The 23095-nt window shown below is 59.5% G+C and carries 22 protein-coding genes and 3 pseudogenes; 17 read left to right on the forward strand and 8 right to left on the reverse strand.

Annotated features, from left to right (window positions below; genetic code table 11):
- The first annotated feature begins 58 nt into the window (after positions 1 to 58).
- The 3 genes from WE862_RS01295 to WE862_RS01305 all read left to right on the forward strand — a co-directional run bounded on the left by WE862_RS01295 (position 59) and on the right by WE862_RS01305 (position 1632).
- Positions 59 to 580, forward strand: a complete 522-nt coding sequence (locus WE862_RS01295) for an MltR family transcriptional regulator (protein ID WP_005354914.1) — start codon at positions 59 to 61, stop codon at positions 578 to 580.
- Positions 581 to 744: 164 nt separating this feature from the next.
- A complete protein-coding gene (locus tag WE862_RS01300) occupies positions 745 to 1317 on the forward strand; it encodes a DNA-J related domain-containing protein (RefSeq protein WP_042032675.1) in 573 nt (190 codons plus the stop codon).
- 66 nt (positions 1318 to 1383) lie between these two features.
- Positions 1384 to 1632, forward strand: a complete 249-nt coding sequence (locus WE862_RS01305; RefSeq protein WP_033113006.1) for a hypothetical protein — start codon at positions 1384 to 1386, stop codon at positions 1630 to 1632.
- Between the two features lie 64 nt (positions 1633 to 1696).
- Here WE862_RS01305 and WE862_RS01310 read toward each other — a convergent pair whose 3' ends face one another.
- Positions 1697 to 2209, reverse strand: a complete 513-nt coding sequence (locus WE862_RS01310) for a mechanosensitive ion channel domain-containing protein (RefSeq protein WP_042032677.1) — start codon at positions 2207 to 2209, stop codon at positions 1697 to 1699.
- A 13-nt stretch (positions 2210 to 2222) separates the two neighbouring features.
- Positions 2223 to 3188 (reverse strand): zinc transporter ZntB, encoded by a 966-nt coding sequence (gene zntB / locus WE862_RS01315; RefSeq protein ID WP_167335511.1) that lies wholly within the window; start codon positions 3186 to 3188, stop codon positions 2223 to 2225.
- A 141-nt stretch (positions 3189 to 3329) separates the two neighbouring features.
- Between zntB and WE862_RS01320 the strand changes: the two genes are divergently transcribed.
- From WE862_RS01320 to WE862_RS01335, 4 genes are all read left to right on the forward strand, one after another.
- The gene (locus WE862_RS01320; RefSeq protein ID WP_042032680.1) at positions 3330 to 3782 is read left to right on the forward strand and encodes a YaiI/YqxD family protein; all 453 of its coding nucleotides are present in this window, start codon (positions 3330 to 3332) and stop codon (positions 3780 to 3782) included.
- A gap of 109 nt (positions 3783 to 3891) precedes the next feature.
- Entirely contained in the window at positions 3892 to 4161 is a 270-nt protein-coding gene (locus WE862_RS01325; protein WP_042032682.1) for a PepSY domain-containing protein, read from the forward strand.
- A gap of 44 nt (positions 4162 to 4205) precedes the next feature.
- Entirely contained in the window at positions 4206 to 4766 is a 561-nt protein-coding gene (locus tag WE862_RS01330) for a cytochrome b/b6 domain-containing protein (protein ID WP_042032683.1), read from the forward strand.
- Between the two features lie 90 nt (positions 4767 to 4856).
- The gene (locus WE862_RS01335; protein WP_042032684.1) at positions 4857 to 5357 is read left to right on the forward strand and encodes a metal-dependent hydrolase; all 501 of its coding nucleotides are present in this window, start codon (positions 4857 to 4859) and stop codon (positions 5355 to 5357) included.
- Positions 5358 to 5423: 66 nt separating this feature from the next.
- On the opposite strand, the pseudogene WE862_RS01340 reads toward WE862_RS01335, so the two are convergent.
- Positions 5424 to 6630, reverse strand: a pseudogene (locus tag WE862_RS01340) (NupC/NupG family nucleoside CNT transporter).
- Positions 6631 to 7175: 545 nt separating this feature from the next.
- Between WE862_RS01340 and dbpA the strand changes: the two are divergent.
- Both dbpA and WE862_RS01350 read left to right on the forward strand, forming a co-directional pair.
- Complete coding sequence (gene dbpA / locus WE862_RS01345) at positions 7176 to 8555, forward strand: ATP-dependent RNA helicase DbpA (protein WP_042032688.1); 1380 nt, start codon at positions 7176 to 7178, stop codon at positions 8553 to 8555.
- Between the two features lie 81 nt (positions 8556 to 8636).
- Positions 8637 to 8927, forward strand: a complete 291-nt coding sequence (locus tag WE862_RS01350) for a YkgJ family cysteine cluster protein (protein ID WP_041209276.1) — start codon at positions 8637 to 8639, stop codon at positions 8925 to 8927.
- Positions 8928 to 8945: 18 nt separating this feature from the next.
- On the opposite strand, the gene WE862_RS01355 is transcribed toward WE862_RS01350, so the two are convergent.
- Positions 8946 to 9338, reverse strand: coding sequence for a hypothetical protein (locus WE862_RS01355; RefSeq protein WP_042032689.1), 393 nt, complete (start codon positions 9336 to 9338; stop codon positions 8946 to 8948).
- A 267-nt stretch (positions 9339 to 9605) separates the two neighbouring features.
- Between WE862_RS01355 and WE862_RS01360 the strand changes: the two genes are divergently transcribed.
- Entirely contained in the window at positions 9606 to 11000 is a 1395-nt protein-coding gene (locus tag WE862_RS01360) for a PepSY-associated TM helix domain-containing protein (protein WP_042032691.1), read from the forward strand.
- A gap of 75 nt (positions 11001 to 11075) precedes the next feature.
- On the opposite strand, the gene WE862_RS01365 is transcribed toward WE862_RS01360, so the two are convergent.
- Positions 11076 to 11981 (reverse strand): 1,4-dihydroxy-2-naphthoate polyprenyltransferase, encoded by a 906-nt coding sequence (locus WE862_RS01365; RefSeq protein WP_041209279.1) that lies wholly within the window; start codon positions 11979 to 11981, stop codon positions 11076 to 11078.
- A gap of 207 nt (positions 11982 to 12188) precedes the next feature.
- Between WE862_RS01365 and WE862_RS01370 the strand changes: the two genes are divergently transcribed.
- The 7 genes and pseudogenes from WE862_RS01370 to WE862_RS01400 all read left to right on the forward strand — a co-directional run bounded on the left by WE862_RS01370 (position 12189) and on the right by WE862_RS01400 (position 20752).
- Positions 12189 to 13508, forward strand: a complete 1320-nt coding sequence (locus tag WE862_RS01370; RefSeq protein ID WP_042032694.1) for an isochorismate synthase — start codon at positions 12189 to 12191, stop codon at positions 13506 to 13508.
- 32 nt (positions 13509 to 13540) lie between these two features.
- Positions 13541 to 15290, forward strand: a pseudogene (gene menD, locus WE862_RS01375) (2-succinyl-5-enolpyruvyl-6-hydroxy-3-cyclohexene-1-carboxylic-acid synthase).
- Positions 15250 to 16044 carry a 2-succinyl-6-hydroxy-2,4-cyclohexadiene-1-carboxylate synthase gene (gene menH / locus WE862_RS01380; protein WP_042032699.1) on the forward strand — a complete coding sequence of 265 codons (795 nt, stop codon included), beginning with the start codon at positions 15250 to 15252 and terminating at the stop codon, positions 16042 to 16044. Before menD ends, menH begins: the two are co-directional and overlap by 41 nt.
- Positions 16037 to 16897 (forward strand): 1,4-dihydroxy-2-naphthoyl-CoA synthase, encoded by an 861-nt coding sequence (gene menB, locus WE862_RS01385; protein ID WP_041209282.1) that lies wholly within the window; start codon positions 16037 to 16039, stop codon positions 16895 to 16897. Before menH ends, menB begins: the two co-directional genes overlap by 8 nt.
- Positions 16897 to 17826: an o-succinylbenzoate synthase gene (gene menC, locus WE862_RS01390; protein WP_198493464.1), complete on the forward strand. Its 930-nt coding sequence runs from the start codon at positions 16897 to 16899 to the stop codon at positions 17824 to 17826. Before menB ends, menC begins: the two co-directional genes overlap by 1 nt.
- Positions 17819 to 19215: pseudogene (locus tag WE862_RS01395) on the forward strand (AMP-binding protein). The gene menC and the pseudogene WE862_RS01395 overlap by 8 nt, the downstream one beginning before the upstream one ends.
- A 301-nt stretch (positions 19216 to 19516) precedes the next feature.
- Complete coding sequence (locus WE862_RS01400; protein WP_042032792.1) at positions 19517 to 20752, forward strand: winged helix-turn-helix domain-containing protein; 1236 nt, start codon at positions 19517 to 19519, stop codon at positions 20750 to 20752.
- 2 nt (positions 20753 to 20754) lie between these two features.
- Here WE862_RS01400 and WE862_RS01405 read toward each other — a convergent pair whose 3' ends face one another.
- Genes WE862_RS01405 through WE862_RS01415 form a run of 3 tightly spaced genes read right to left on the reverse strand, consistent with a single transcriptional unit; the run spans position 20755 to position 23085 of the window.
- Positions 20755 to 21306 (reverse strand): fimbrial protein, encoded by a 552-nt coding sequence (locus WE862_RS01405; protein ID WP_042032794.1) that lies wholly within the window; start codon positions 21304 to 21306, stop codon positions 20755 to 20757.
- Positions 21307 to 21317: 11 nt separating this feature from the next.
- A complete protein-coding gene (locus WE862_RS01410) occupies positions 21318 to 22349 on the reverse strand; it encodes a fimbrial protein (protein WP_042032796.1) in 1032 nt (343 codons plus the stop codon).
- 4 nt (positions 22350 to 22353) lie between these two features.
- Complete coding sequence (locus WE862_RS01415; protein WP_042032797.1) at positions 22354 to 23085, reverse strand: fimbrial biogenesis chaperone; 732 nt, start codon at positions 23083 to 23085, stop codon at positions 22354 to 22356.
- Positions 23086 to 23095: the final 10 nt, after the last annotated feature.

Below are 23095 nucleotides of genomic sequence, written 5' to 3' on the forward strand. Positions count from 1 at the left end.
ATGATAAAAACCGGGAGAGAGGCTGACTCTCTCCCTGTCAGCTGGACCCAATGCACCTATGACCACACACCAGGAAGATGAAGTACTGGAACGACTGAACGAGCAGGATGGCCCCCGCGGCTTCTTTCTCGAAGCCGTGACCATCCTGGAAGAAGCGGTCGACTCCCTGATGCGACGCGCCTTTCGTCAGGAGGAGTATGCCGTCAAATACGCCATCGAACCCCTGCTCAACCAGAGCGGCCCCCTCGGCCAGCTGGAGGTGCGCCTCAAGCTCATCTTCGCCCTCGGCCTCATCTCCCTCGAGCGCTATCAGGATCTGGAAGCCTATCTCAAGATCCGCGACTTTCTGGTGCGCGACCCCAAGGATTACCGCTTCAGCGACAAGCCGATCCGCGATCTGCTCGACCGCCTGCACGGGGTCAATCAGGGCGGCATGATGAAGCTGGAGCCCCCCGCCAGCGAAGAGGATTGGGCCTTCTACCAGATGCAGCTCAACCGGCTCGATCAGATGGTGCGCTCCGCACTGGTACTGGCGCTGGCCGACTGTGTCGGCGAGCTCCATAAGGAGAGCCCCATCTAATCCGGCCCCATGACATGACCGCCTGCTGGCGGTCTTTTTCTGCGCCGCCCTTGCCCCTGCGCCTTGCCCCAACCTCTGGCTGATGTCACTCTGGCTCATCGCCACCTCGCCTGTACAGTGGCCTCTTCTGTCACCACAGCTCTCATCCGGAGGAATCGCACCCCATGAGCGACCAGAGTGCCAACCCGCTGATCGCCCCGCTGCTGGCTCTGCTGCAACGGGCCGATGGCAGCTACAAGGTGCACGAGCTGATGGCGGCACTGCGCCAGCAGGGGGCAATTCCGCTGCTGGCTGACGACGAGCAGATCCAGCTGTTTCGGCTCAACTTCCTCATCATGAACGCCCTTTACCAGCTGCAGGCCGAGCTTTATGAGGAGGGTTGGTGGCTGGTGATAAGCACGCTGGATATCCGCCTCGAACCGCTTGCTTCCAATGCTGATGCGGGGAGTGCACTCGTCCGGGGCGAGGCGCTGTGCAGCTACTACCTCGACTGGCAGGTGTTCTGGCAAACCGGTAGGGAGGAGGTGGAAGCCCTGCTTGCAAGCTTCTGGCGCACCTGCGATGGCGCGGGACAACGAGAGGAGGCACTGGCCCTGTTCGGGCTGGCGATGGACGCCACGCCAGAGGCCATCCGCCGCCGCTGGCGAGAGCTGGCCCTTGCGCATCATCCGGATCGGGGGGGCGATGCCGAGACCTTTATTCGCATCCGCTGGGGCTGGGAGTGCCTGCGCGGATGATCCGGTTGCCCCCCGCAGGGTGACAGGCATAGACTGGAACCGGATATCCCCTCACAGGAGAGCATCATGACAGTCAGTGAACTTCGTAAGCTCTATCAGCAACATATCCTGCAAGAAGCCGAAATCCTCCACGACGTTGCCATTCCCGGCTGGCTCATCGAATTTCGCGACAAAAAGGGCACCCTGTATGAACTGACCGATACCCTCGGCTGCCCGGTCAGCTTCGGCACGGTCGATCAGGCACGCGAACATGTGCATCTGGTGGCGGACTGCCCGGTGCAGGTGGAGCACCTCTACCGCTTCTTCGAACGCTAACACCATCCATCGTTAAAAAGGCTCCCGAGGGAGCCTTTTCTGTTCCGGTTGCGTTCCATTCCGCTTATTCCGGTTGCAACGGTTCCGGCGCTTTGGACTCCAGCTTTCTGACCGGCTTTTGCAGGATCAGGTTGGCCGGATAGGTGACCAGATCGCCGTTGTCATCGCGCACCCGCACATAGAAGAGACCAATCTCGGTGATGACGCCGGTGACCGAATCATCCTTGTCGAGGATACGGATCCGGTCGCCAATCTTGTAGGGAAAGGCGAAGAAGATGGTTATGCTGGCGGTGATGTTGGAGAGGATCGACCACTGCGCCACCATGGCCACGCCCAATACCGCGAAGAAGGAGGAGGCGAGCACCACCAGCCGCGAGAAGTCGAGCCCCCACACCCCAGCCAGTATCAGCAGGGTGGCGCAGCCGAGCAGAAAGTGGAAAACATGGGCCACGTAAATGACCCGGTTCTCGCTTACCTGCCGGCTCTGGCCAAGGGCCATCAGGCTCTTGTGGATGAGTCGCCGGATCAGGGTGTGACCCAGCAACAGCAGCAGGGTCAAACCGATGGATTGCCACATGGTTCGCTCCTCCCTACCACCAGCGTCGATGTTTGAGCCAGAACGCCAGTCCCACCGCCATCACCACCAGGGATCCGCAGAAGACCCAGAAGGCGGTCGGGCTCTCGGCCCCCGGCATTCCACCCAGGTTGATGCCAAACAGGCCGGTCAGGAAGCTGGCGGGCAGAAACAGCAGCGCCATCACCGACATCTGGTAGGCACGGCGGTTGGTCGCCTCTGCCATCAGGTTGTTGATCTCGTCCGCCAGCACGGCAGTGCGCGCCACCCCGGCATCGAGGTCGTCGAGCCAGCGCCGCAAGCGGTCGGCGATGTCGAGCAGACGACGGCGGTCATCCTCATCCAGCCAGCTGATCTTCTCGTTGGCGAGGCGCGCCACCAGATCCCGCTGGGGCGAGAGGTAGCGGCGGATCATGATGAGCTGCTTGCGGATCAGCGCCAGTCGGCCATTGGCCGGCATGTCACGCATCAGCACCATCTCTTCCAGTTCGAGGATCTGGTCGTGCAGCTCCTCGACAAATTCACCGGCGCGATCGGTCAGGGCATCGCAGATCTCCACCAGCCAGTCGGCCGGGCTATCAGCGCCACCGCCCAGCTTGAGCTGGTTGAAGACATCCTGTTCGGAGAGCAGCGGCCGGCGCCGGCTGCTGATGATGAGATCCGGGGTGATGTAGATGCGCAGCGCCACCATCTCTTCCGGCCGGTGATCCTTGTTGCGATTGATGCCGCGCAGGATCAGCAGCACTGTCTCCCCCATCCGGACCAGCTTGGGTCGATTGCTCTGGCCGAGCAGCGACTCTTTTGCAGCCTCGTTGAGTAGCGGCGTCTGCAGCAGCCAGCGTGCCGCCTCCGGATTGCCGTAGTCCAGATGCAGCCAGCCCGGCTGCTGCTCCGGAATCTCGCTTCCCGCCGCCAGCGGCGTCATGCCGCCCTTGCCATCCAGGCTCAGGGCATAAATTACATCACTGGGCACCCGATCCATCTCGTCTCCTTCTCGTGTCACATGCAGCCCCCAGCTTACACGAAAGGCGGGGCCGACTCAGCCCCGAGCCAGCCTCGGGGGGATTGTGCTACCATGCGCGCTGCCATTTTGTCGTCCGTTTGACTACAGGAAAACCATGCCATGCCTATCTGGGTTGATGCCGATGCCTGCCCCATTCCGGTCAAGGAGATCCTCTACCGCGCCGCCCACCGAGCTCAAGTGGTAACCACCCTGGTGGCCAATCAGGGACTGCGGGTGCCCCCCTCGCCTTTCATCAAAACCCAGCAGGTGGAGAAAGGCTTCGATGTGGCAGATCATGTCATCGCCCAGCAGGTCAAACCCGGCGATCTGGTGATCACCGGCGACATCCCTCTCGCCTCCTGGGTGATCGATGCCGGCGGTGAGGCACTCAATCCCCGTGGCGAGATCTACACCCGCGAAACCATCAAGGCGCGCCTTGGCATGCGCAACTTCATGGAAGAGCTGCGTTCGGCCGGGGTACAAACCGGTGGCCCCGCCCCCTTCAACGCCGCCGACAAGCAGCGTTTTGCCAACGCCCTCGACAAGTGGCTGGTCAAGGGCAAGCTGGAATAAGCGCCGCCCCGGTGCAAGCCGGGGAAAATATCTTCCCCCTCTTAACGTTGTCTTAAGTCTTGCCACCTAACCTTGTCGCTGTTGCAACATCAACCGCAAGGAGCAAGCAATGAAACTGACCCCCCTGTTGTTACTGATCCCCCTGTTGAGCGGCGCAGCTCTGGCTGAGCCACAGTGCACCCAGGCCGACAAGGGCAAATGGCTGAGCGAGGCCGATGCCCAGCAGCAGATCAAGGCGATGGGCTACGACATCAAGAAGTTCAAGGTCACCAAGACCAACTGCTACGAGATCTACGGCTGGGACAAGGAGAAGCGCAAAGTCGAAATCTACTTTGATCCGACCGACCTGAAGAAAGTGAAGGAAGAGATCGACGAATAGTGCAGTAACGGGCCGCGCTGGCGGCCCCTCCATGGAGTCTTGCCATGACAACCTCATCTGAAGTGAAAGTGTGGGATCCCCTCATCCGGCTGTTTCACTGGGCTACCGTCACCCTCTGCCTGCTCAACTTCTTCGTTCTGGAAGAGGGGAGCAAGCCCCACCGCTACGTCGGTTATACCCTGGCCTTCCTGCTGCTGGTGAGAGTGGTATGGGGCTTTGCCGGCTCCTACTATGCCCGCTTCGGCCAGTGGTGGCCGACCCCGGGCAAGGTGCGAAGCTATCTCCAGCAGCTGCTAAAAGGCCGTCACCCCTACTATCTGGGCCACAACCCGATGGGAGCACTGATGATCTGGCTGCTGCTCCTGCTGCTGGTGAGCACCATCACCACCGGTTGGCTCACCACCTGGGATGCCTTCTGGGGCGAAGATTGGCTGGAAGAGCTGCACGGCACTATCGCCAACACCCTGCTGGCAGCCGTCGGCGTCCACGCCGCCGTAGTGATCCTGACCGACCGCCTCACTCGCAGCGACCTGCTGTGCGCCATGATAGTGGGCAAAAAACGGGTGCCTGCCGATGCCAGAGTGGAAGACCCGCGCAACGATTGAGCGGGTCGCCCCCACCAGCCCCGCTTTTTTTGCTGCAACGGGCTACAACACTGGTAAGATGCGCCGCCATTTTCCCATGTTGTAGCCACCATGACCGCCCAAGGGCACCTGCTCTTCTCCGTTACCTGTACCCTGATCGCCCACAAACTGCAGCTGACACCGGCCCTGGCCGATGCCAGCCTGTGGCAGAGCATCCCGATCGCGCTGGCCAGCGCCCTGCTGCCGGATCTCGACCACCCCAAGTCGCTGCTGGGGCAGCAACTGCCGTGGATCTCCAAGCCTCTGTCGCGCCTCTTTGGCCATCGCGGCTTCACCCACAGCCTGCTGGCGGTCGCTGCTGCCATCTGGGGGCTAAACCAGCAGCTGCCGCCCGATACCTTGCCGGTCGGGGTCAAGGATGCCCTGATCGTCGGCTACTTGAGTCATCTGCTGGGGGACTGGCTCACCCCGGCGGGCATTCCGCTCTTCTGGCCCATCAAGCGCCGCTATCGTCTGCCGGGCTGGCCGCTCAAAAGCGGTGGCACCATCGAGACCGGCTTTTGCACCCTCACCCTGCTGGTCGCGGGCTGGTGGTGTGGCTGGCACCTGTAAGCCAGAAACAAAAAAGGCCCCTGACCGAAATCAGGGGCCTAAACAGTGGCAAGTGCCACTAGAGGATCAGAGCATGATGCCTGCGATAACTGCGGAGAGCAGGCTGACCAGCGTAGAACCGTATACCAGCTTCAGACCGAAGCGGGAGACCATGTTGCCCTTCTCTTCGTTCAGCGCTTTTACCGCACCGGCGATGATGCCGATGGAGCTGAAGTTGGCGAAGGAGACCATGAAGATGGAGAGGATGCCGACAGTACGCGGAGAGAGCTGAGCTGCAACCTTGCCCAGATCCATCATGGCCACGAACTCGTTGGTCACCAGCTTGGTCGCCATGATGGAGCCCGCTTGCAGCGCTTCACCACTCGGGATACCCAGGATCCAGGCGATCGGATAGAAGATGTAACCCATGACGTACTGGAAGTTGACGCCAAACGCCATCTCGAACAGGTAGTTGACCAGTGCGATCAGGGCGATGAAACCGACCAGCATGGCAGCCACGATAACGGCGACGGAGAAACCGGCCATGATGTACTCGCCCAGCATCTCGAAGAAGTTCTCTTTCTTCGGAGTATGGTGCTCGTCACCCTCGGCCAGCGCCTTGGCGTCGGTCACGGTATTGTCCGGCTCGTAGGGGTTGATCAGCGACAGCACGACGAAGGTACTGAACATGTTGAGCACCAGCGCGGCAACCACGTAGCGCGGCTCGATCAGCTGCATATAGGCACCGACGATGGACATGGAGACGGTGGACATGGCAGTGGCGGCCAGGGTGTACATCTGCTTCTCGTTCAGGTGCGGCAGGATGTTCTTGAGCGCGATGAAGTTCTCGGACTGACCGACGATCATGGAGCTGATGGCGTTGAAAGACTCCAGCTTGCCCATGCCGTTGATCTTGGCCAGCACGGTACCGATGCCACGGATCACCAGCGGCAGCAGACGGATGTACTGCAGAATACCGATCAGCACGGAGATGAAGACGATAGGCATCAGCACCATCAGGAAGAAGGAGAAGGCCCCTTCGTTGACCAGACCACCGAACACAAAGTCGGTACCCTGTTTGGCAAACTCCATCAACTTGGTAAAGCCGGCGGCAAAGCCACCCACGACTGCCAGACCCACTTCGGAGTTCAGCATGAACCAGGCAAGCGCCAGTTCGACCACCAGCAGTTGGCCGATATAACGCAGCTTGATCTGTTTCCAGTTGTGGCGGTTAGCCAGCAGAGAGAGGGCAAGGACCGATTACCAGTCCGAGCACAAAGTGAACGTATTCCATACCAGTAGCACCTGAGTAAATTGTATTTTTTGACGGCGCCATCATAGACATTTGCATATTTAAAAATCAGATAGCCATCACAATCCTGCTCAATAATATGCATGCTAGATAATACAAACGTTTTTAAATTAATTAAGCAATAAAACCATATTAATCACGCAACATCACTACCAACAAACTCCATATAAAACATAATGATAGAAAATAAGCAGATGTAAGCGGCGATAGCGGCAGATATTTTCATATCATTTTCATAACAGCCGGTTAATTGCTCTACCCCCATTTGCGCCGTTTTTTCACCCGATAATTTAATCAGTTGATGCGAAAAACGTTTATCTGCGATGAATAATTAAAAACACGTTTAAAAAATGCCGGCAATTTACTCCAGGTCTCGCGTGTTTGTTACTTTGGCGACAAATGACCCCAAGATGACCCGATGCGGACCAGTCGTTCAAATTTCCGCCACATCCTGCGCTGGATTCTGGTATGATGCGCGCCCCTGGCGCCATGGCGCTGCCCGTTTTTCTCCGAAATAGAGCCTTTTTGTGAACAACAGCGAATTTAGCAGCCTGAACCTCTCCCCCGCCCTGCTCGAGAACCTCACCACTCTGGGTTATCTGCAGATGACCCCGATCCAGGCTCAGAGCCTGCCTCTGGTACTCGACGGCAAAGACTTGATCGCCAAGGCAAAAACCGGCAGCGGCAAGACCGCCGCCTTCGGCCTCGGCCTGCTCTCCAGCCTCGACGTCAACCGGCTCGAGGTACAGGCGCTGGTGCTCTGCCCGACTCGCGAACTGGCGGATCAGGTGGCGACCGAGATCCGTCGTCTCGCCAGCACCCTGCCCAACGTCAAGCTGGTGACCCTGTGCGGCGGCACTCCGACCGCACCGCAATCCGCCACCCTGAGCTTTGGCGCCCACATCGCCGTCGGCACCCCGGGCCGCATTCTCAAGCATCTGGAGCAGGGCACTCTGGAGCTGGACAGCCTCAAGACGCTGGTGCTGGATGAAGCAGACCGCATGCTGGACATGGGCTTTGGCGAAGATATCAACCGGGTCATCAGCCATGCCCCGCGCGACCGGCAGACACTGCTCTTCTCCGCCACCTATCCGGAAGGGATCGCCCAGATGAGCCGCGGCGTGCAGCGCAATCCGGTTGAGGTAAGCGTAGAGGCGCTCCATGAAGAGAGCGCCATCGAACAGAAGCTCTATGAAGTACCGGCCGGTCAGCGCCTCGACGCCCTCACCTGGCTGCTGAGCCACTATCAGCCAAGCTCCTGCGTGGTGTTCTGCAACACCAAGCGGGCCTGCAGTGACGTGGCTGACCATCTGGCAGCCAAGGGCTTCTCGGCACTGGCGCTGAACGGCGATCTGGAGCAGCGTGAGCGGGATCAGGTGCTGGTGCGTTTTGCCAACGGCAGCGCCACCATTCTGGTCGCCACCGACGTGGCGGCTCGCGGCCTCGACATCAAGGAGCTGGGCGCCGTCATCAACTACGAGCTCACCTATGACCCGGAAGTGCACGTACACCGCATCGGTCGTACCGGCCGCGCCGGTCAGCAGGGTCTGGCCCTGAGCCTCTATCAGCCGAATGAAGCGCAGCGGGTAAACGTCATCGAGGAGTACCAGCAGGCACCTATGCCGCTGGGGGATCTCGATACCATCGGCCGTGCCATCAAGCCGCTGGCGCCGCAGATGGTGACCCTCTCCATCGATGCGGGCCGCAAGACCAAGGTGCGCGCTGGTGATATCCTGGGTGCCCTGACCGGTGAAGGCGGCATTGCCGGCGCCGATGTGGGCAAGATCCAGATCTCCGAGCAGTACTCCTACGTCGCGGTCAAACAGAGCGTGGCCAAGGCTGCACTCAAGCGGCTGCAGGAAGGCAAGATCAAGGGTCGCAGCTACCGCGCCCGCAAACTGGGCTAAGGTTCATCCTGCCCGGACACAGGCGCCGTCACGGCGCCTGTTTCATATCCATCAATGCCGCTATCCGGCCAGAGAGACAACATGCCCCGGACAACCCAGCCAGCCGTCAGCTGCCAGAATTGCGAAGCCTGCTGCTGCCGTCTCGAAGTGATGATCATTACCGATACCGGCGTGCCGGATCGCTATATCGAGGAGCGGGAAGGCGAGGTGCCGGTTATGCATCGGCTGGAAGATGGCTGGTGCGCGGCGCTCGACCGCAACACCATGATGTGCCGCATCTATGAAGTCAGGCCGCTGATCTGCCGCGATTTCGAGATGGGGGAACCCGACTGCATCGACGAGCGGGACAAGTGGTTTATCAACCTCAGCTGACGTGAGTGGATCGGCTGCTCACACTTCGCAGAGCGATAGCTCCTGATCCAGCCAGCGAATGGCAGCCCCCTCCTGCTCGAAATAGTGCACCGCCCGAAACGGCAGGCCTTTGAAGATTTGATCAGCCAGATAGCGCTTGAATCCCCCCGACAGCACAACCGCCAGAAAGAGACAGCCGTTCTCGGCACACCAGCCAAACTGGCGGCGAAAACGGCTCAGCACCTCAGGCCCGGCCGCTTCAAACTCGGTCGCCACCTCGACGATTCCCCAGGGATGCGCCGCCAACCCGGTCAGCTCACGGGCAAAGTGCGCTTCATAGGCGGCGGCCCCCGCCAGATTGAAGGGGCCGCTCGGCCGGCAGATCATCATCTGCCCCCTGCGTTCCATCTCGAATTGACCGTGCGGCTGCATCCTTGCGTCCCTCTTTTTATTGGCATCCGAAATCGGATTGTTACCATAACGTAATAATTTATATGGGAAAGTCCAGATAAATCCGGTCTCCCCCCAACCCTTCCCGAGCGGGTTATGTCGCGAATATCCCGCTGGCGGCACCGTCTCGCATGGTCAGACGAATAGCCAGAATGTGTGATTGCAGTTAACGAAACGTTGCTGCTATTATCCGCGCCACCACAAACCTTCCACCTACAGAAATGTTTGAACACTCAACAAGGACGGGCAATGAAAAGCAGGGATTCTAACCACTACCAGCGGATCTGGCGCTGGCACTTCTATGCAGGGCTCTTTGTCGCCCCCTTTCTGATCCTGCTGTCACTGACCGGGATCGTCTATCTGTTCAAACCCCAGCTCGACAACCTGATGTATCCCGAGCTGATGAAGGTTACCCCCGCCAGTCAAACCCTGAGTGCCGACCAGCTGCTGGCCAAGGCGATGATCGCCATGCCGGACGCCAGCCTGCGCAAATATCTGCCGCCCGCCAGCCCGGATGCCAGCGCCCAGTTCATCGTCAATCAGGGGGATCGCGAACTGACCCTGTTCCTCGATCCCGCCAGCGGCGCCCTGCTCGGTACCATGGATAACAAGTGGAATCTGCAGGCGGTCGCTCGCGCTCTGCACGCCGAGCTGCTGCTCGGCAAAACGGGAGATCGGCTGATCGAGCTGGCAGCAGGCTGGGGCATTGTGTTGCTGTTGAGCGGACTCTATCTCTGGTGGCCGCGCAAGGGGCCCGGCGTGGGCGGTATTCTCTGGCCCAGAGTCAACCAGCGTGGCCGCCTCTGGTGGCGCGATCTGCACGCCGTTATCGGCTTCTGGGGCGCAGGTTTCCTGCTGCTATTGCTGTTAAGCGGCATGACCTGGACCGGCTTCTGGGGCGACCAGTTTGCCGCAGTCTGGAACCGCTTCCCGGCCGCCATGTGGAACGAGGTGCCCAAATCGGCACCGCTGGCCCGCAGCCTGAATCAGGCCCACGAGCAGACCGTCCCCTGGGCGGTGGAGAACACCCCCATGCCCAGCTCGCAGCCGGTTGATGAGGGGCACGATCACGGCGCCATGAACCACGGCGAGCACGAGGGAATGGTGATGGCCAGCCAGCGGATCCCGCTGCAACAGGTGGTGGATATCTCCACTGCCCGGAAGGTGAGTCCGGGGTACAGCATCACCCCGCCGGTCGGCACCACCGGTGTCTATACCATCGCGATCTTTGCCGATGACCCGCGCAACGACGCTACCCTGCATATCGATCAATACAGTGGCAAGGTGCTGGCCGATGTGCGCTGGCAGGATTACGGCCCGGTCGCCAAAACGGTGGAGAGTGGCGTCATGCTGCACATGGGCAAGCTCTACGGCTGGCCCCACCAGCTTGCCATGCTGCTCATCTGCCTGATGGTGCTGGCCAGCGCCGTGAGCGGTCTCTGGATCTGGTGGTGCCGCCGCCCGCAGGGCCGTCTCGCCGCACCGCCGCTGCCCGCCAAACTTCCGCCGATGCGTGGCGCCATCACCCTGCTGATCCTGCTGGGCATTGCCTTCCCGCTGGTGGGCGCCTCGCTGGTCGCCATCTGGCTGCTGGATACCCTGCTCTTCTCCCGCCGGACTCCGGCGCTTGCCAAGGCCAGCTGAGCTGCCTCGATAACGATCAAAAAGGGCTCCCGTTCGGGAGCCCTTTTCATTTATCGCCGTTCCATCCAGTAAGTCTCAGGAGAGCGCCAACCCGATGGAGAGCAGCAGGCTGAACAGAAATGCGCTGATGGCAGTCTTCTTGAGGGCACCGGTCAGCACCTCGCCATCGAAGCTTTCGCGCAGGGTTCTGGCGGCATCGGTGAGCGGCTTCATGGCGGGCAGGAAGATCCACGGCCAGAAGCTGGCGGGCTGGGTCAGGATAAAGGCGATGGTCGCCAGCAGCGCCGCCCCCAGCAGAACCCAGTGATAGGCGATGGCACGATTGCGGCCAAGGCGTACTGCCAGAGTGATCTTGCCGCTGGCGGCATCGGTCTCGATATCGCGCACATTGTTGATGTTGAGCACCGCGGTCGCCAGCAGGCCACAGGCTGTCGCAGGGAGCAGCAGATCCAGCTCCAGCGTCTTGGTAAAGAGGTAGTAGGAGCCAAGTACCCCGAGCAGGCCAAAGAAGAGGAACACCGAGATATCGCCAAAACCGCGGTAGCCATAGGGAGTCTTGCCAACCGTGTAGGTCACTGCAGCGACAATGGCCGCCCCCCCCAGCACCACAAAGGTGAGGATCTGCAACCACTGGCCACCAAAGGCGCAACCGAGCAGCAGCAGGCCGCTGGCCACCGCCGCCAGCGCGGTCAGCGCCATCGCCACGCACATCTGCTTGCGGGTGATCAGGCCGGAAACGACTGCCCGTTGTGGCCCGATCCGCTCACCGTTGTCGGCACCGGAGACCGCATCGCCATAGTCGTTGGCCAGATTGGAGAGGATCTGCAGCAGGATGGCGGTCAGCAGGGAGAGCGCCATGATGGTGCCATCGAAAGCACCGCGGCTGGCAGCCAGCCCGGAGCCCAGCAGGATGGAGGAGCAGGCGAGCGGCAAGGTGCGCAAACGCGCCGCCAGCAACCAAACAGATACGTTATTTGTCATATTGTGATGGCCAAACTATCGGATATTGATCGGATTAAGGGTTATCGAACCGGATTTGGGTATACTTGGCCCCTGAGAGTGCAGCACCCTCGGGCGATTTACATGGACGAATGGGCAGATAATATATAGGAAATCATCGCCTTTGGCATAAACCTACGGCATCCCGCTGCGGGATCGGCCGTTACTATCCGGCTCAGACAAGAATCCATGTTGGCTCAGACCCATATCAAGCAACAACTGGACGCCCTGCGTCACAGCAAGGCCAGCGGCTTCGTGCGGCTGCGCGTGACGTTCGAGATCCGCTCTTTTCTGAGCTGGCTCGCGGCGCAAACCCTCTATCCGCGTATCTATTGGCATGCCCGTGGCCAGAGCAGCCCCGAATATGTCGCGCTGGGCGCCATTCAGGAGCTGACTGCGCCGGAAGATATCCGTCAGGTATGCAGCAACACGGCAGAGCCCCATGATGACAGCCCCCGCTACTATGGCGGTCTGGCGTTCGACCCGACCCAGCCGGGCTGGCAGGGCTTTGGCGCCTGCCGTTTCGTACTGCCGCGCATCGAGCTGGTGCGCCGCGGCGAGTGCGTCAGCCTCTGCCTCAACCTCTGGCTGACCGGCGACAATCTGGAGCAGGAGCTGCACGCGGCCGAAACCGCCCTCGATGCGCTGCAACCGGAAGCGCCGCTGCCCCCGCTGCAAAAACAGCGCTGGCATCGTCACGACTGCCCCGGCCCCGAGCGCTGGCAGACGCTGGTGGAGCGCGTCACCGCCCCCGACTTTCAGGCCAGCACCCCCAAGGTGGTGTTGTCGCGCGAAAGCGTGCTGACCAGCCAGCACGACGCCGGCCAGATCAATCCCTGGGCCATGCTGGATCAGTGGGCCAACCACGCACAGGATTGCTTCCACTTCGGTTTCCAATTCTCTCCAGAGCAAGCCTTTATCGCCTGCTCCCCCGAGCGGCTCTACCGCCGCGAGGAGCGTCACCTCTTTACCGAGGCGCTGGCGGGCACCATTCGCCGCTCCGGCGACGAGGCGACCGATGAAGCGCTGGCCACCGAGCTGCTCACCGACAGCAAAAACCGGCTGGAGAACCGGCTGGTTCACGCCGACATCCTGAGCCGACTGGCGCCACTGGCCCACGATGCCACCCTGACCGAGCCGCGCATTCTCAAACTGCGGCTGCTGCAACACCTCAAGTGCGATATCGAGGCAGAACTCAAGCCCGGCGTCTGCGACTGGCAACTGCTCGACGCCCTCCACCCGACTCCGGCGGTGGGCGGTGCCCCGCGCGAGGCGGCGCTCGCCTTTATCCGCGAGTTCGAACCCTACGAGCGCGGCTGGTACGCCGGCGCCTGCGGCATGCTGAGCCGGGAGACCTCGGAGTTTTCGGTCGCCATCCGCAGCGCCCGCATCCAGCCCGGCAGCGTCACCCTGTTTGCAGGTGCCGGCATCGTCGCCGGTTCCGAGCCTGCCGCAGAGTGGGCCGAGCTCGACAACAAGATCGCCAATGTGCTCTCCCTGCTGGGATAGTCATTCACCCTTTTCACGCCACGAGAGCCCCTATGCCCACCCGTAAAGAGCCAGCCAGCGAAGTGTTTGCCTGCCGCCCGTTTTCAAATCAGCACGCCACCTTCAACCATGTCTGGCTCCTCCCTGTTGCTGGAGGAGCTCTTTCGCCTCGGCGTGCGCGATCTGGTGCTGGCTCCCGGCTCCCGCTCCGCGCCGCTGACCATGGCGGCTGCGGCACATCAGGGCTTTCGCCGCCACCTGCACTTTGACGAGCGTGGTCTCGGCTTTATGGCGCTCGGGCTGGCCAAGGGGAGCTATCGCCCGGTGGCGGTGATCATGACCTCGGGCACCGCAGTGGCCAACCTCTGGCCCGCGGTGGCCGAGGCCCAGCTCACCGGCGTGCCGCTGATTATTCTCTCCGCCGATCGCCCCCACGAGCTTATCGACAACGGCGCCAATCAGGCGATCGACCAGCAGGGGATCTTCGGCCGCTACCCCGTCTATCAGCAGAACCTGCCAAGCCCCACTCCGACCATTCCGGCAGCGTTTGTGCTGAGTTCGGTAGATCAAGCCTTGGCCAGGCAGGCACTCACCCCCGGGGTGGTGCACTTCAACTGCATGTACCCCGAGCCTCTCTACCCGGGTGAACACTATCAGGATTTCTCCGACTATCTGGCCCCCCTCGGCAACTGGCTCGGCTCGCAGACGCCCTGGAGCCCGTGGCAACAGAGCGAGCCGAGCTGCCCCCCTCAGGCAGAGTGGGAAAACTTTCGGCAAAAACGCGGCATCGTTGTTGCCGGTCGCATTACCGACCCGCAGCAAGCAGAGGCTGCCGCCGAGCTGGCGGAGCGGCTTGGCTGGCCGCTGCTGGCCGATATCCAGAGCCAGCTGCGCTTCGATCGCCGCAATCTGATCGAGCTGGATCTCGCCCTCAACAATGCAGCCGTGGCCGTCGAGCTGGGCCGTGCTGAGGTGCTGCTGCAATTTGGTGCCCGACTGGTCTCCAAGCGCCTTGGCCAGTTCATCAAGCAGCAGGCGTGGCACGACTACTGGCTGGTGGACCCGCAGCCGGCGCGGCTCGATCCCGACTACCGGCTGCGCAACCGCCTGCTCTGCAGTGCCGGCGCTTTTGCCTCTGCCCATCCGGTCACGGCCAGCAAGGCTCCCTGGCATCGGTTGCCAACTCTGCTGCAGCCGGTCGGTCAGGCAATAGCCGCCGCCTGCGATCGCTTTTCAGAGCTCGGAGTCTGCCATCGCATCAATAGCCTTATCGAGGGGCAGCTCTTTGTCGGCAACAGCATGCCGGCTCGGCTGATGGACATGCTCGGCGAAACAGGCAAGGGGCCGAGCCGGGTGATGACCAACCGCGGCGCCTCCGGCATCGACGGCCTCATCGCCACCGCTTACGGATTTGCGCAAAGCAGCAACCTACCCACCACCCTGCTGATCGGCGATCTGAGCGCCCTGCACGATCTCAACAGCCTGGCCCTGCTCAGCAAGGCGAGCCAGCCGCTGGTGGTGATCCTGCTCAACAATGATGGCGGCAGCATCTTTCGCCTGTTGCCGGTGCCCACCGAAGGGGAGCTGCTGGAGAGCTACTACCGGCTGCCCCACGGCCTCGGCTTTGAACATGCCGCAGCCATGTTTGGCCTCGCCTACCGCGCGCCGACGACCCTGGCCGGGTTCGAGCAGGAGTACGGTTTGGCCCTCAAGGGTGGCGTTACCCTGATCGAGATCAGGGTACCGAGCGAGCAGGTGGCCGATGATCTCAAGGCATTGGGAGCCACCATCCGTGAGCTGTAACGACACACCGCTGGTTCTGCTGCACGGTCTGCTCGGCGATGCAAACGACTGGCAACCGGTCATTGACCGCCTGCCCGGCCACCACTGCATTGCCCTCGACCTGCCGGGTCACGGCCAGCATCACGAGCTGCGGGTCAACGACTTCGAGCAGAGTCACCAGTGGCTGTGCCGCGAGCTCGCCAGTCGCGGTATCGAGCGCTACCTGCTGGTCGGCTACTCGCTGGGCGGACGACTGGCCCTCTACCACGCCAGCCGTGAGCCGGCGGGGCTGTTGGGACTGCTGCTGGAGAACTGCCACCCGGGGCTGCCAGCCGGTGAGTGGGCCGCCCGCATCGCCCACGATGAGAGCTGGGCAGGGCGCTTCGAGCGCGAGCCTCTGGCTGACGTGCTGGCCGACTGGTATCGGCAGGGGGTGTTTGCCGATCTCGACGAGGCGGCCCGCGCCCGCCAGATCGCTCGCCGCCTTGGCAACGACGGCAAGGCCGTGGCCGCCATGCTGCGCGCCACCTCCCTTGGCAAGCAGCCGGATCTCGCTTCCTGGCTGGCGCAAGGCGAGTTGCCTGTCACTTATGTCAGCGGCAAGCGGGATCACAAATTCCATCAGCTGGCTTGCCTCATGGCGAGTCAGCATCGCAAAATCAACCACTTGGAGCTGGATGGCGGCCATAACCTGCATGCCCACCAGCCCGAGGCTTTTGCCCGACTCCTTGCGGAGTGGGTCAACCAACAACAAGAAGAGAAGAGTCATGATTGAAGCAATGACTGAAGCGGAACTCTACGCACCTGTCGAGTGGCGTGATTGCTCCGCCGGTTACGAGGACATCCTCTATCACAAGTCCGGCGATGGCATTGCCAAGATCACTATCAACCGCCCCCAGGTGCGCAACGCCTTCCGTCCCCGCACCGTCAAAGAGATGCTGCAGGCGCTGGCCGATGCCCGTTATGACGATCAGGTCGGTACCATCATCCTGACCGGTTTCGGCGAAAAGGCCTTCTGTGCCGGCGGCGACCAGAAGATCCGCGGCGACTACGGTGGCTACCGCGATGACGAGGGGACTCATCACCTCAACGTGCTCGACTTCCAGCGCGACATCCGCACTTGCCCGAAACCGGTGGTGGCCATGGTCGCCGGCTATGCGGTCGGTGGCGGCCACGTGCTGCACATGATGTGTGACCTGACCATCGCCGCCGACAACGCCCAGTTTGGCCAGACCGGCCCGAAAGTGGGCTCCTTCGACGGCGGTTGGGGCGCCTCCTACATGGCCCGCATCGTCGGCCAGAAGAAAGCCCGCGAAATCTGGTTCCTCTGCCGCATGTACGATGCCCGGCAAGCCCTCGACATGGGTCTGGTCAACACCGTCGTGCCGCTGGCGGATCTGGAGCGCGAAACCGTACGCTGGTGCCGCGAGATGCTGCAAAACAGCCCGATGGCGCTGCGCTGCCTGAAGGCGGCCCTCAATGCCGATTGTGACGGCCAGGCAGGGTTGCAGGAGCTGGCTGGCAATGCCACCATGCTGTTCTACATGACCGAAGAGGGTCAGGAAGGGCGCAACGCGTTCAACGAAAAACGCCGTCCCGACTTCTCCAAATACAAGCGGAACCCCTGATGACACTAGCCCTCTATCGCTATCAACTGCCTTTTACCCAGCCACTGACCTTTCACGGCAAGGTGGAGGTGGCGCGAGAGGGGCTGTTGGTGCGCATCAACGACGGCTGGGGGGAAATTGCCCCCCTGCCCGGCTTCTCGCAAGAGAGCCTGCAACAGGCGGAGCAGGAAGCGCTCGCCGCTCTGGCGGCCATGGCCGCCGGAGATACCCCGAATCCCGTGCTGCCGTCGGTGCAATTTGGCCTCGACTGCGCACGCCGCAAATGGCCGGAGCAGAGCAACCCGCTGCCCGCGCCTTACCCCCTTATTCAGGGCTCGCCGCAAGAGCTGCTGAAAAATTGGAAAGAGTGGCTCCACAGCACCCCCAGCAAGGCCAAGCTGAAGGTAGCCCGCTATCCGATGCGTGACGAGCTGGCACTGATCCGCCTGCTGTGCGATCGGGTGCCCTCCCTCAAGCTGGTGCTGGATGCCAACCAGGGCTGGACCCGCGAGGAGGCCTGGACTTTCTGCGGCCATCTCGACCCGAACCGCATCGAGTATCTGGAAGACCCTTGCGCCGACTTCGCCGATATCGCCTTCGTTGCCAACCGCACCGGCATGCCGGTAGCGCTGGACGAACTTTTGGCAAAGGGCAAGCCATGGGAACCCATCCCGCAGTTGAAGGCGCTGGTGCTCAAACCCACCCTGCTCGGCTCGCTCGCCAACATCGAAGCGCTGGTCAACCGTGCCCGCGAACTGCGGCTCAAGGTGATCATCTCCTCCTGCTTCGAGTCGGGTCTCGGGCTGAATCAGCTCGCCCGTCTGGCGGGTGAGTGGGCGCCGGAGCAGGCACCCGGTCTCGATACCCGTCGCTGGATGGCGGGGGATCTGCTCGATAGCAATGGCAAGCCCGACGTGAGCCAACTGACCCAGCTGTTTCTCCGTGATTGAGCCCGCCTACAGCAAGGAAGCCTGCCCGGTACGCCGCAGGGCCGGGCTCACGCCCGACCATATCGCCATCCATGGCCCGACCACGCTCAGCTATCGCCAGCTCGATCGCCACATCAACAGCCTCTGCCAGCAGCTGGCAGAAGCTGGGCTCCAGCGCGGCGATCACCTTGCAGCGGTAGTGCGCGGCGCGCAGCAGGATGTGCTGCTGGCGTGGGCCTGCGTGCGCAGCGGCATCATCTTCTGTCCGCTCAATCCCGCCTTTCCGCCGGCGCGGCAGGCCGAGCTGGCAACCCTGCTCGATGCCACTGCCTTCTGGTCGGCTGGCGAGATCCCGACGGGCAGCTGGCAACCCTTGCGCCTCGACTTCGCCCATGAGCTGGCAGCAGACGAAAGCAACTCTATGTTGGAGCCTGCCCAGCTCAACAACATGATCCTCACCTCGGGCTCCAGCGGTACGCCGAAGGCCGTGGTACACCGGCTGGCCAACCATCTGGCTTCGGCTCGCGGTTCAGCCGCCCTGATCCCGCTCGATCAGGGGTGCGGCTGGCTGCTCTCGCTGCCGCTGTTTCACGTTGGCGGTTACGCCATCCTGTTTCGGGTCTTTCTGGCGGGCGCCACTCTGGTGCTGGACGATCGCAGTCAGCCGCTCAAGGCGCGGCTTGAACAGCAACCCATCACCCATCTCTCGCTGGTGCCGACCCAGCTCTGGCGCCTGCTGGCAGAGGGCTTTGACCCCGCCCGCACTCGCCTGCGCGAGCTGCTGCTCGGTGGTGCCGCCATCCCGCAGCCGCTGGTGAGCCGTCTCTGCGCCATGGGGCTCGAACCCAAGGTGAGTTATGGCCTCTCCGAGATGGGCAGTCAGGTCTGCACCACCATCCCCGGCAATACCGGTGTGGTCGGCCGCCCGCTACCGGGACGGGAGGTGTGCATCAGGGAGCAGGAGATCTGCGTGCGCGGCGCCACCCTGTTTGCCGGTTACTACCGCGGTGGAACTCTCGATCTGCCCCTTGATGCTGACGGTTGGTTTCATACCCGCGACAAGGGCCACTTCAGCGAGAGCGGCGAACTGGTGGTAGAGGGGCGACTCGACAACCTCTTTATCTCGGGGGGCGAAAATATCCAGCCCGAAACCATCGAGCAGCGGCTGGTGGACCACCCGGCTGTCGCCCAGGCACTGGTGGTGCCGGTACCAAGCGACGAGTGGGGACAGCGCCCCGCCGCCTTTATCGACTGGCACGGTAAACCGGTCCCTACCCCGAGCTGGAAACCTGGATCCGTGCCACCCTGCCCGGCTTTATGGTGCCCGACCGCTGGCTCCCCTGGCCCAATCTCGGCGGTAATCTCAAACCCCAGCGCAAGCAATATCAGAATTTTTTTAAGGCGCAATAATCGGCCATGCGACAAAAACCGGCATGCAAGTGTCATCCAAATACGCACATTATTCGAAAGAAAATACTGACGGCGTCAAAATTTCCCGCACAGGCAGGAGTAAGTGAGAACGATTACATAAACGGCCATTTTTTTGCACATTTTTTGAACCAAATTAATGAGCTGTAGTACCATATCTCCCACCATGCATTTAAGCAATGAGATAACTGCTTGATAGCAAAGGAAATTAGTAATTTATCATTATTTGAACAAAGACAGCATGGTGGTAAAATGCACTCCTTAGCAGTAAGACGAGTCACACATGAGTAACAAAATTTATAAAATTGCAGAGGATATCTTTTTCTCCGCTGCAATATTCCGACTCTCAAAAGGAGACAAGGACATCAAGCTCAGCAACAAGGAAGCCGAGCTGCTCGAAATGCTGTGTGATGAGGCAGGTACTGTCATTCCCAGAAGCAAGCTGCAGGATGCCTTGTGGCCCAATCAGGACAATACCGACACCAATTTGAACCGGCAGATCCTCTCATTGAGAAGAAAGCTGGAATCATTCAGTTTGATGGATGCTATCGACACTATTCCGCGAGTGGGATATATCTTTTGTGCCCCTATTGAGGCAGCAGGTGAAACGGAAGAACCAACGTCAAATGAAGAAACTCAAGCGGCGATGACTTCCCATCCCCCTCAAGCCAGACGGCAATATACTCGTCGAAAATATGACCGCTATTTCAACCCCAAACGTATTCTGCTGTTTGTGTTGCTGCTAGTTTCACTGACTTCACTGGCCATCTTTATTTATAACTATGTGACGGCGAATACGCTGCGCACTATCAATCTCAGCCAGATTTCTCTCTATATGACCAGCGATACAGAAAAAGCGCTGAATGTCAAAATAGATTCAATAACCCCCTTGATAAAGCGAATTCCGCGCAAGGCCGATGAGCAGATCTCCATTTTGGTTGGCAAAGAAGCTATCAGCTATTTTTCCATAGATAATAATCTCAAAAAATTATCAGAGAATGTGTTTTTGCTGCGCAGTGGTCATCCGGTGGCTGAAGAAGTGCAATGCGTCATCACAACTATGACCCAACAGGGAGACAATGTTTCCCACAACTATTACAACAATCCAGATACCACTATCAGATATCACAGAAATTGTCAGGCACCGGACAACTGGGTAGAGATAACCAGAAAGAGTAAATTCATTGTAACCATGAACAGGGAAATAGTTGTGGCAACCATGATAGCGACCGACAATCAGGGAAAGATACTGTTCAATATGGATTCCGTCGGGGATCTGGAGCGGGATAACGGAGATATTTCGGTCGAGATCAAAAATACCATTGTCAATTTCATTGACCAGCAGGCACTGACCAATAACGGTATGGTGGCCACTCTAGTGGCTGCGCTGACGCCACCTAAACAAAAGTCCCAGTTCATTCAATTGCCAGGCGGAATTTACCTCTCCAGTTATCTGGGCGGCGTCATCACCTGGCCCAGCCATGGTAATTCAAAAGTCATCCAGCGCAACGACTTCTGAGTTTATTCATAAGCAACGATGAAATTGGCGACGGCAGAATAGTCGCCAGGCTGGATGTTCTTGGCCGCCAGCGCATCCGGGTGCCCTTCAACCCGGGCAAAGAATTGCAGCTGATTATCTTCCGCACCTCCCAGCTGATAGCCGCGAGAGGCAGTACCCAAATTCAGAGGTGATTGGGTCACATCATATAGGCGGATACCAGCGCCCTTGGCAACCCCGGCCGTGAATGCCAACCCGCCGCTGAGCTGGGTATCCTGCGAGCCGGTAAAGGTCACCTTGGCCATACGGAAGATCCCGGACTTGCAGTTGGTTAGGCGGATGACAAAGGGCACCTGAGCCCCAGCCCCGCTGGCATAGAGCTCCTTCACGTCGACCACCCCCATGTCGACCTCTTGGTCAACGGATTCCGGGGCAACCACGCATGGCTGATCGATGATCCGGCCATGGAGATGAACGGTATTGCCCAGCAACTCCAGATCATCGCCAGCACGAGGGGCCGCCGTCACGGCCAGCATCGGGCAAAGCGCCAAACCTATCCACAATGTCCGCAACATATGACAACTCCTCACTGGAACTCTGCAACGATGGTGGCAGTCGCATAAAAATCACCAGCAGGGATATCCGCTCCTGCGGGTGTTACTGGCGCAGCGATAAAGCCCCAATCACCGATATTGCCCTGCATAGAAACCGGATAAAATTTGTTTAATAACAATGGGGATCCATCCAGTTGTTTGAATCTGATCCCCAGTTCTGGAATTACTGCCCCGCCTTGATAGCCATCCTTGGTGGTTCGTAAATATTCTTGGTTAAAGGATGTCGGCTTACCAGAAATACCCAAGTTAATCTTTAGAGCATCACCTTCAAATACTCCCCCTTCACAGCGAAAGGTCAATGGCAATGTTTTTTCAAAATTATTGCCATCAAGACCACTACCAGGTATATCACCAAACTCTACTTCTATTGTCTGCCCACCATTTATTACACACTTTTCCGGAACATATAGCAGAGCAGATTTAATTATGATGCGAGACATAGCCACAGCCCCGTAACCATTAGCAGCATTTCCACCTAGGCGACCAAACATTTCGACTACCTTACGATCTTCAATCTGCACACCATTGATAATTGGTTTGCGAACCCTAAATGTGACTTTTCCTTTACTACCGCTACGATAACTAAAACGATCAGATTGAGAACGACATGTCCATGTCAATCTATTGCTTTCTTCTGTGAATGGGGCTGTAACATATGACATCCGATTCCCTTCAAACCATATTTCTACCTTCATATCAAGAAATTCATTCAACTTCATAAAACCATCACCAATGGGTGACATAGATTCATTCATGACGGCCTTGAAGTAGGTCGGCCCAGTTATCCGACCATTTGAACAGTCAATGTGAGCACTATATTGCTGTCCCAAATCCCATTTCATGGGGGGATCGGTCACATAGCCTTTTTTATTTTGAATATCGGATTGGCCTAGATCTATATTATATTCGTAGGTACCACTATCCGGATATACATAGCCATTGCCATATGCGAGCGCTGGACATAATGCAGCCAATAATCCAGCGAGAGATACCTTATATAGCATAAGTTTATTTCTCTTTAATGCTTTCACAACGCTCACCTTTGCACTGGTATTTGATATCCATATATCCGCCGTAGTCATTGACGTAACTGATCACAAATTCATTACCCAGTGCTTCCGGGATGGTGACCGTCTGCTCTGACTTGGGGGCAACCATAAAGGCGGAGAAACCCTTGATGGTGGTCCGCTCCTTGCCCTTCGGATGGCCGAGGCCCACGTAGGTGATGTAGTAAGGGGTCGGGTTGTTGACCTTCAGAGCTTTGCCCTGCTTGGTGATCAGCACCTGATCCTGCCAGACTGCCCCACGCTCGGGCAGGATGGCCTCGGGGCGGTAGAACAGCTTGATCTTGGACTGCACGGCGATCTGCATCACATTGCTCTTCTCGCTCTTGGGCGGGATCTCACGCAGGTTGAAGTAATAGATAGACTCGCGATCCTTGGGCAGGCTGTCGATGGCCGGCACACTGGCGATGCGCACGATGGACTTCTGATTGGCATCCACCCGTTGTACCGGCGGCAGCACCACGAAGGGAGAAGAGATCTTCTGGCCCTGGGCATCTTCAATCCAGGCCTGTGCCAGGTAGGGCAGCTTCTGGTTCTCGTTCTTGATATTGAGACTGATGGACTTGGCACCGCCCGGATAGACGGCGCGAGTACGATCCAGCACGATGGCGGCACTGACGTTGAGCGAGGTCATGCCCATCACGGCCAGACAGATATAAGAGAGCAGCTTTTTCATCGGTATCCCA

The organism is Aeromonas jandaei, from assembly GCF_037890695.1.
Lineage (GTDB): Bacteria > Pseudomonadota > Gammaproteobacteria > Enterobacterales > Aeromonadaceae > Aeromonas > Aeromonas jandaei.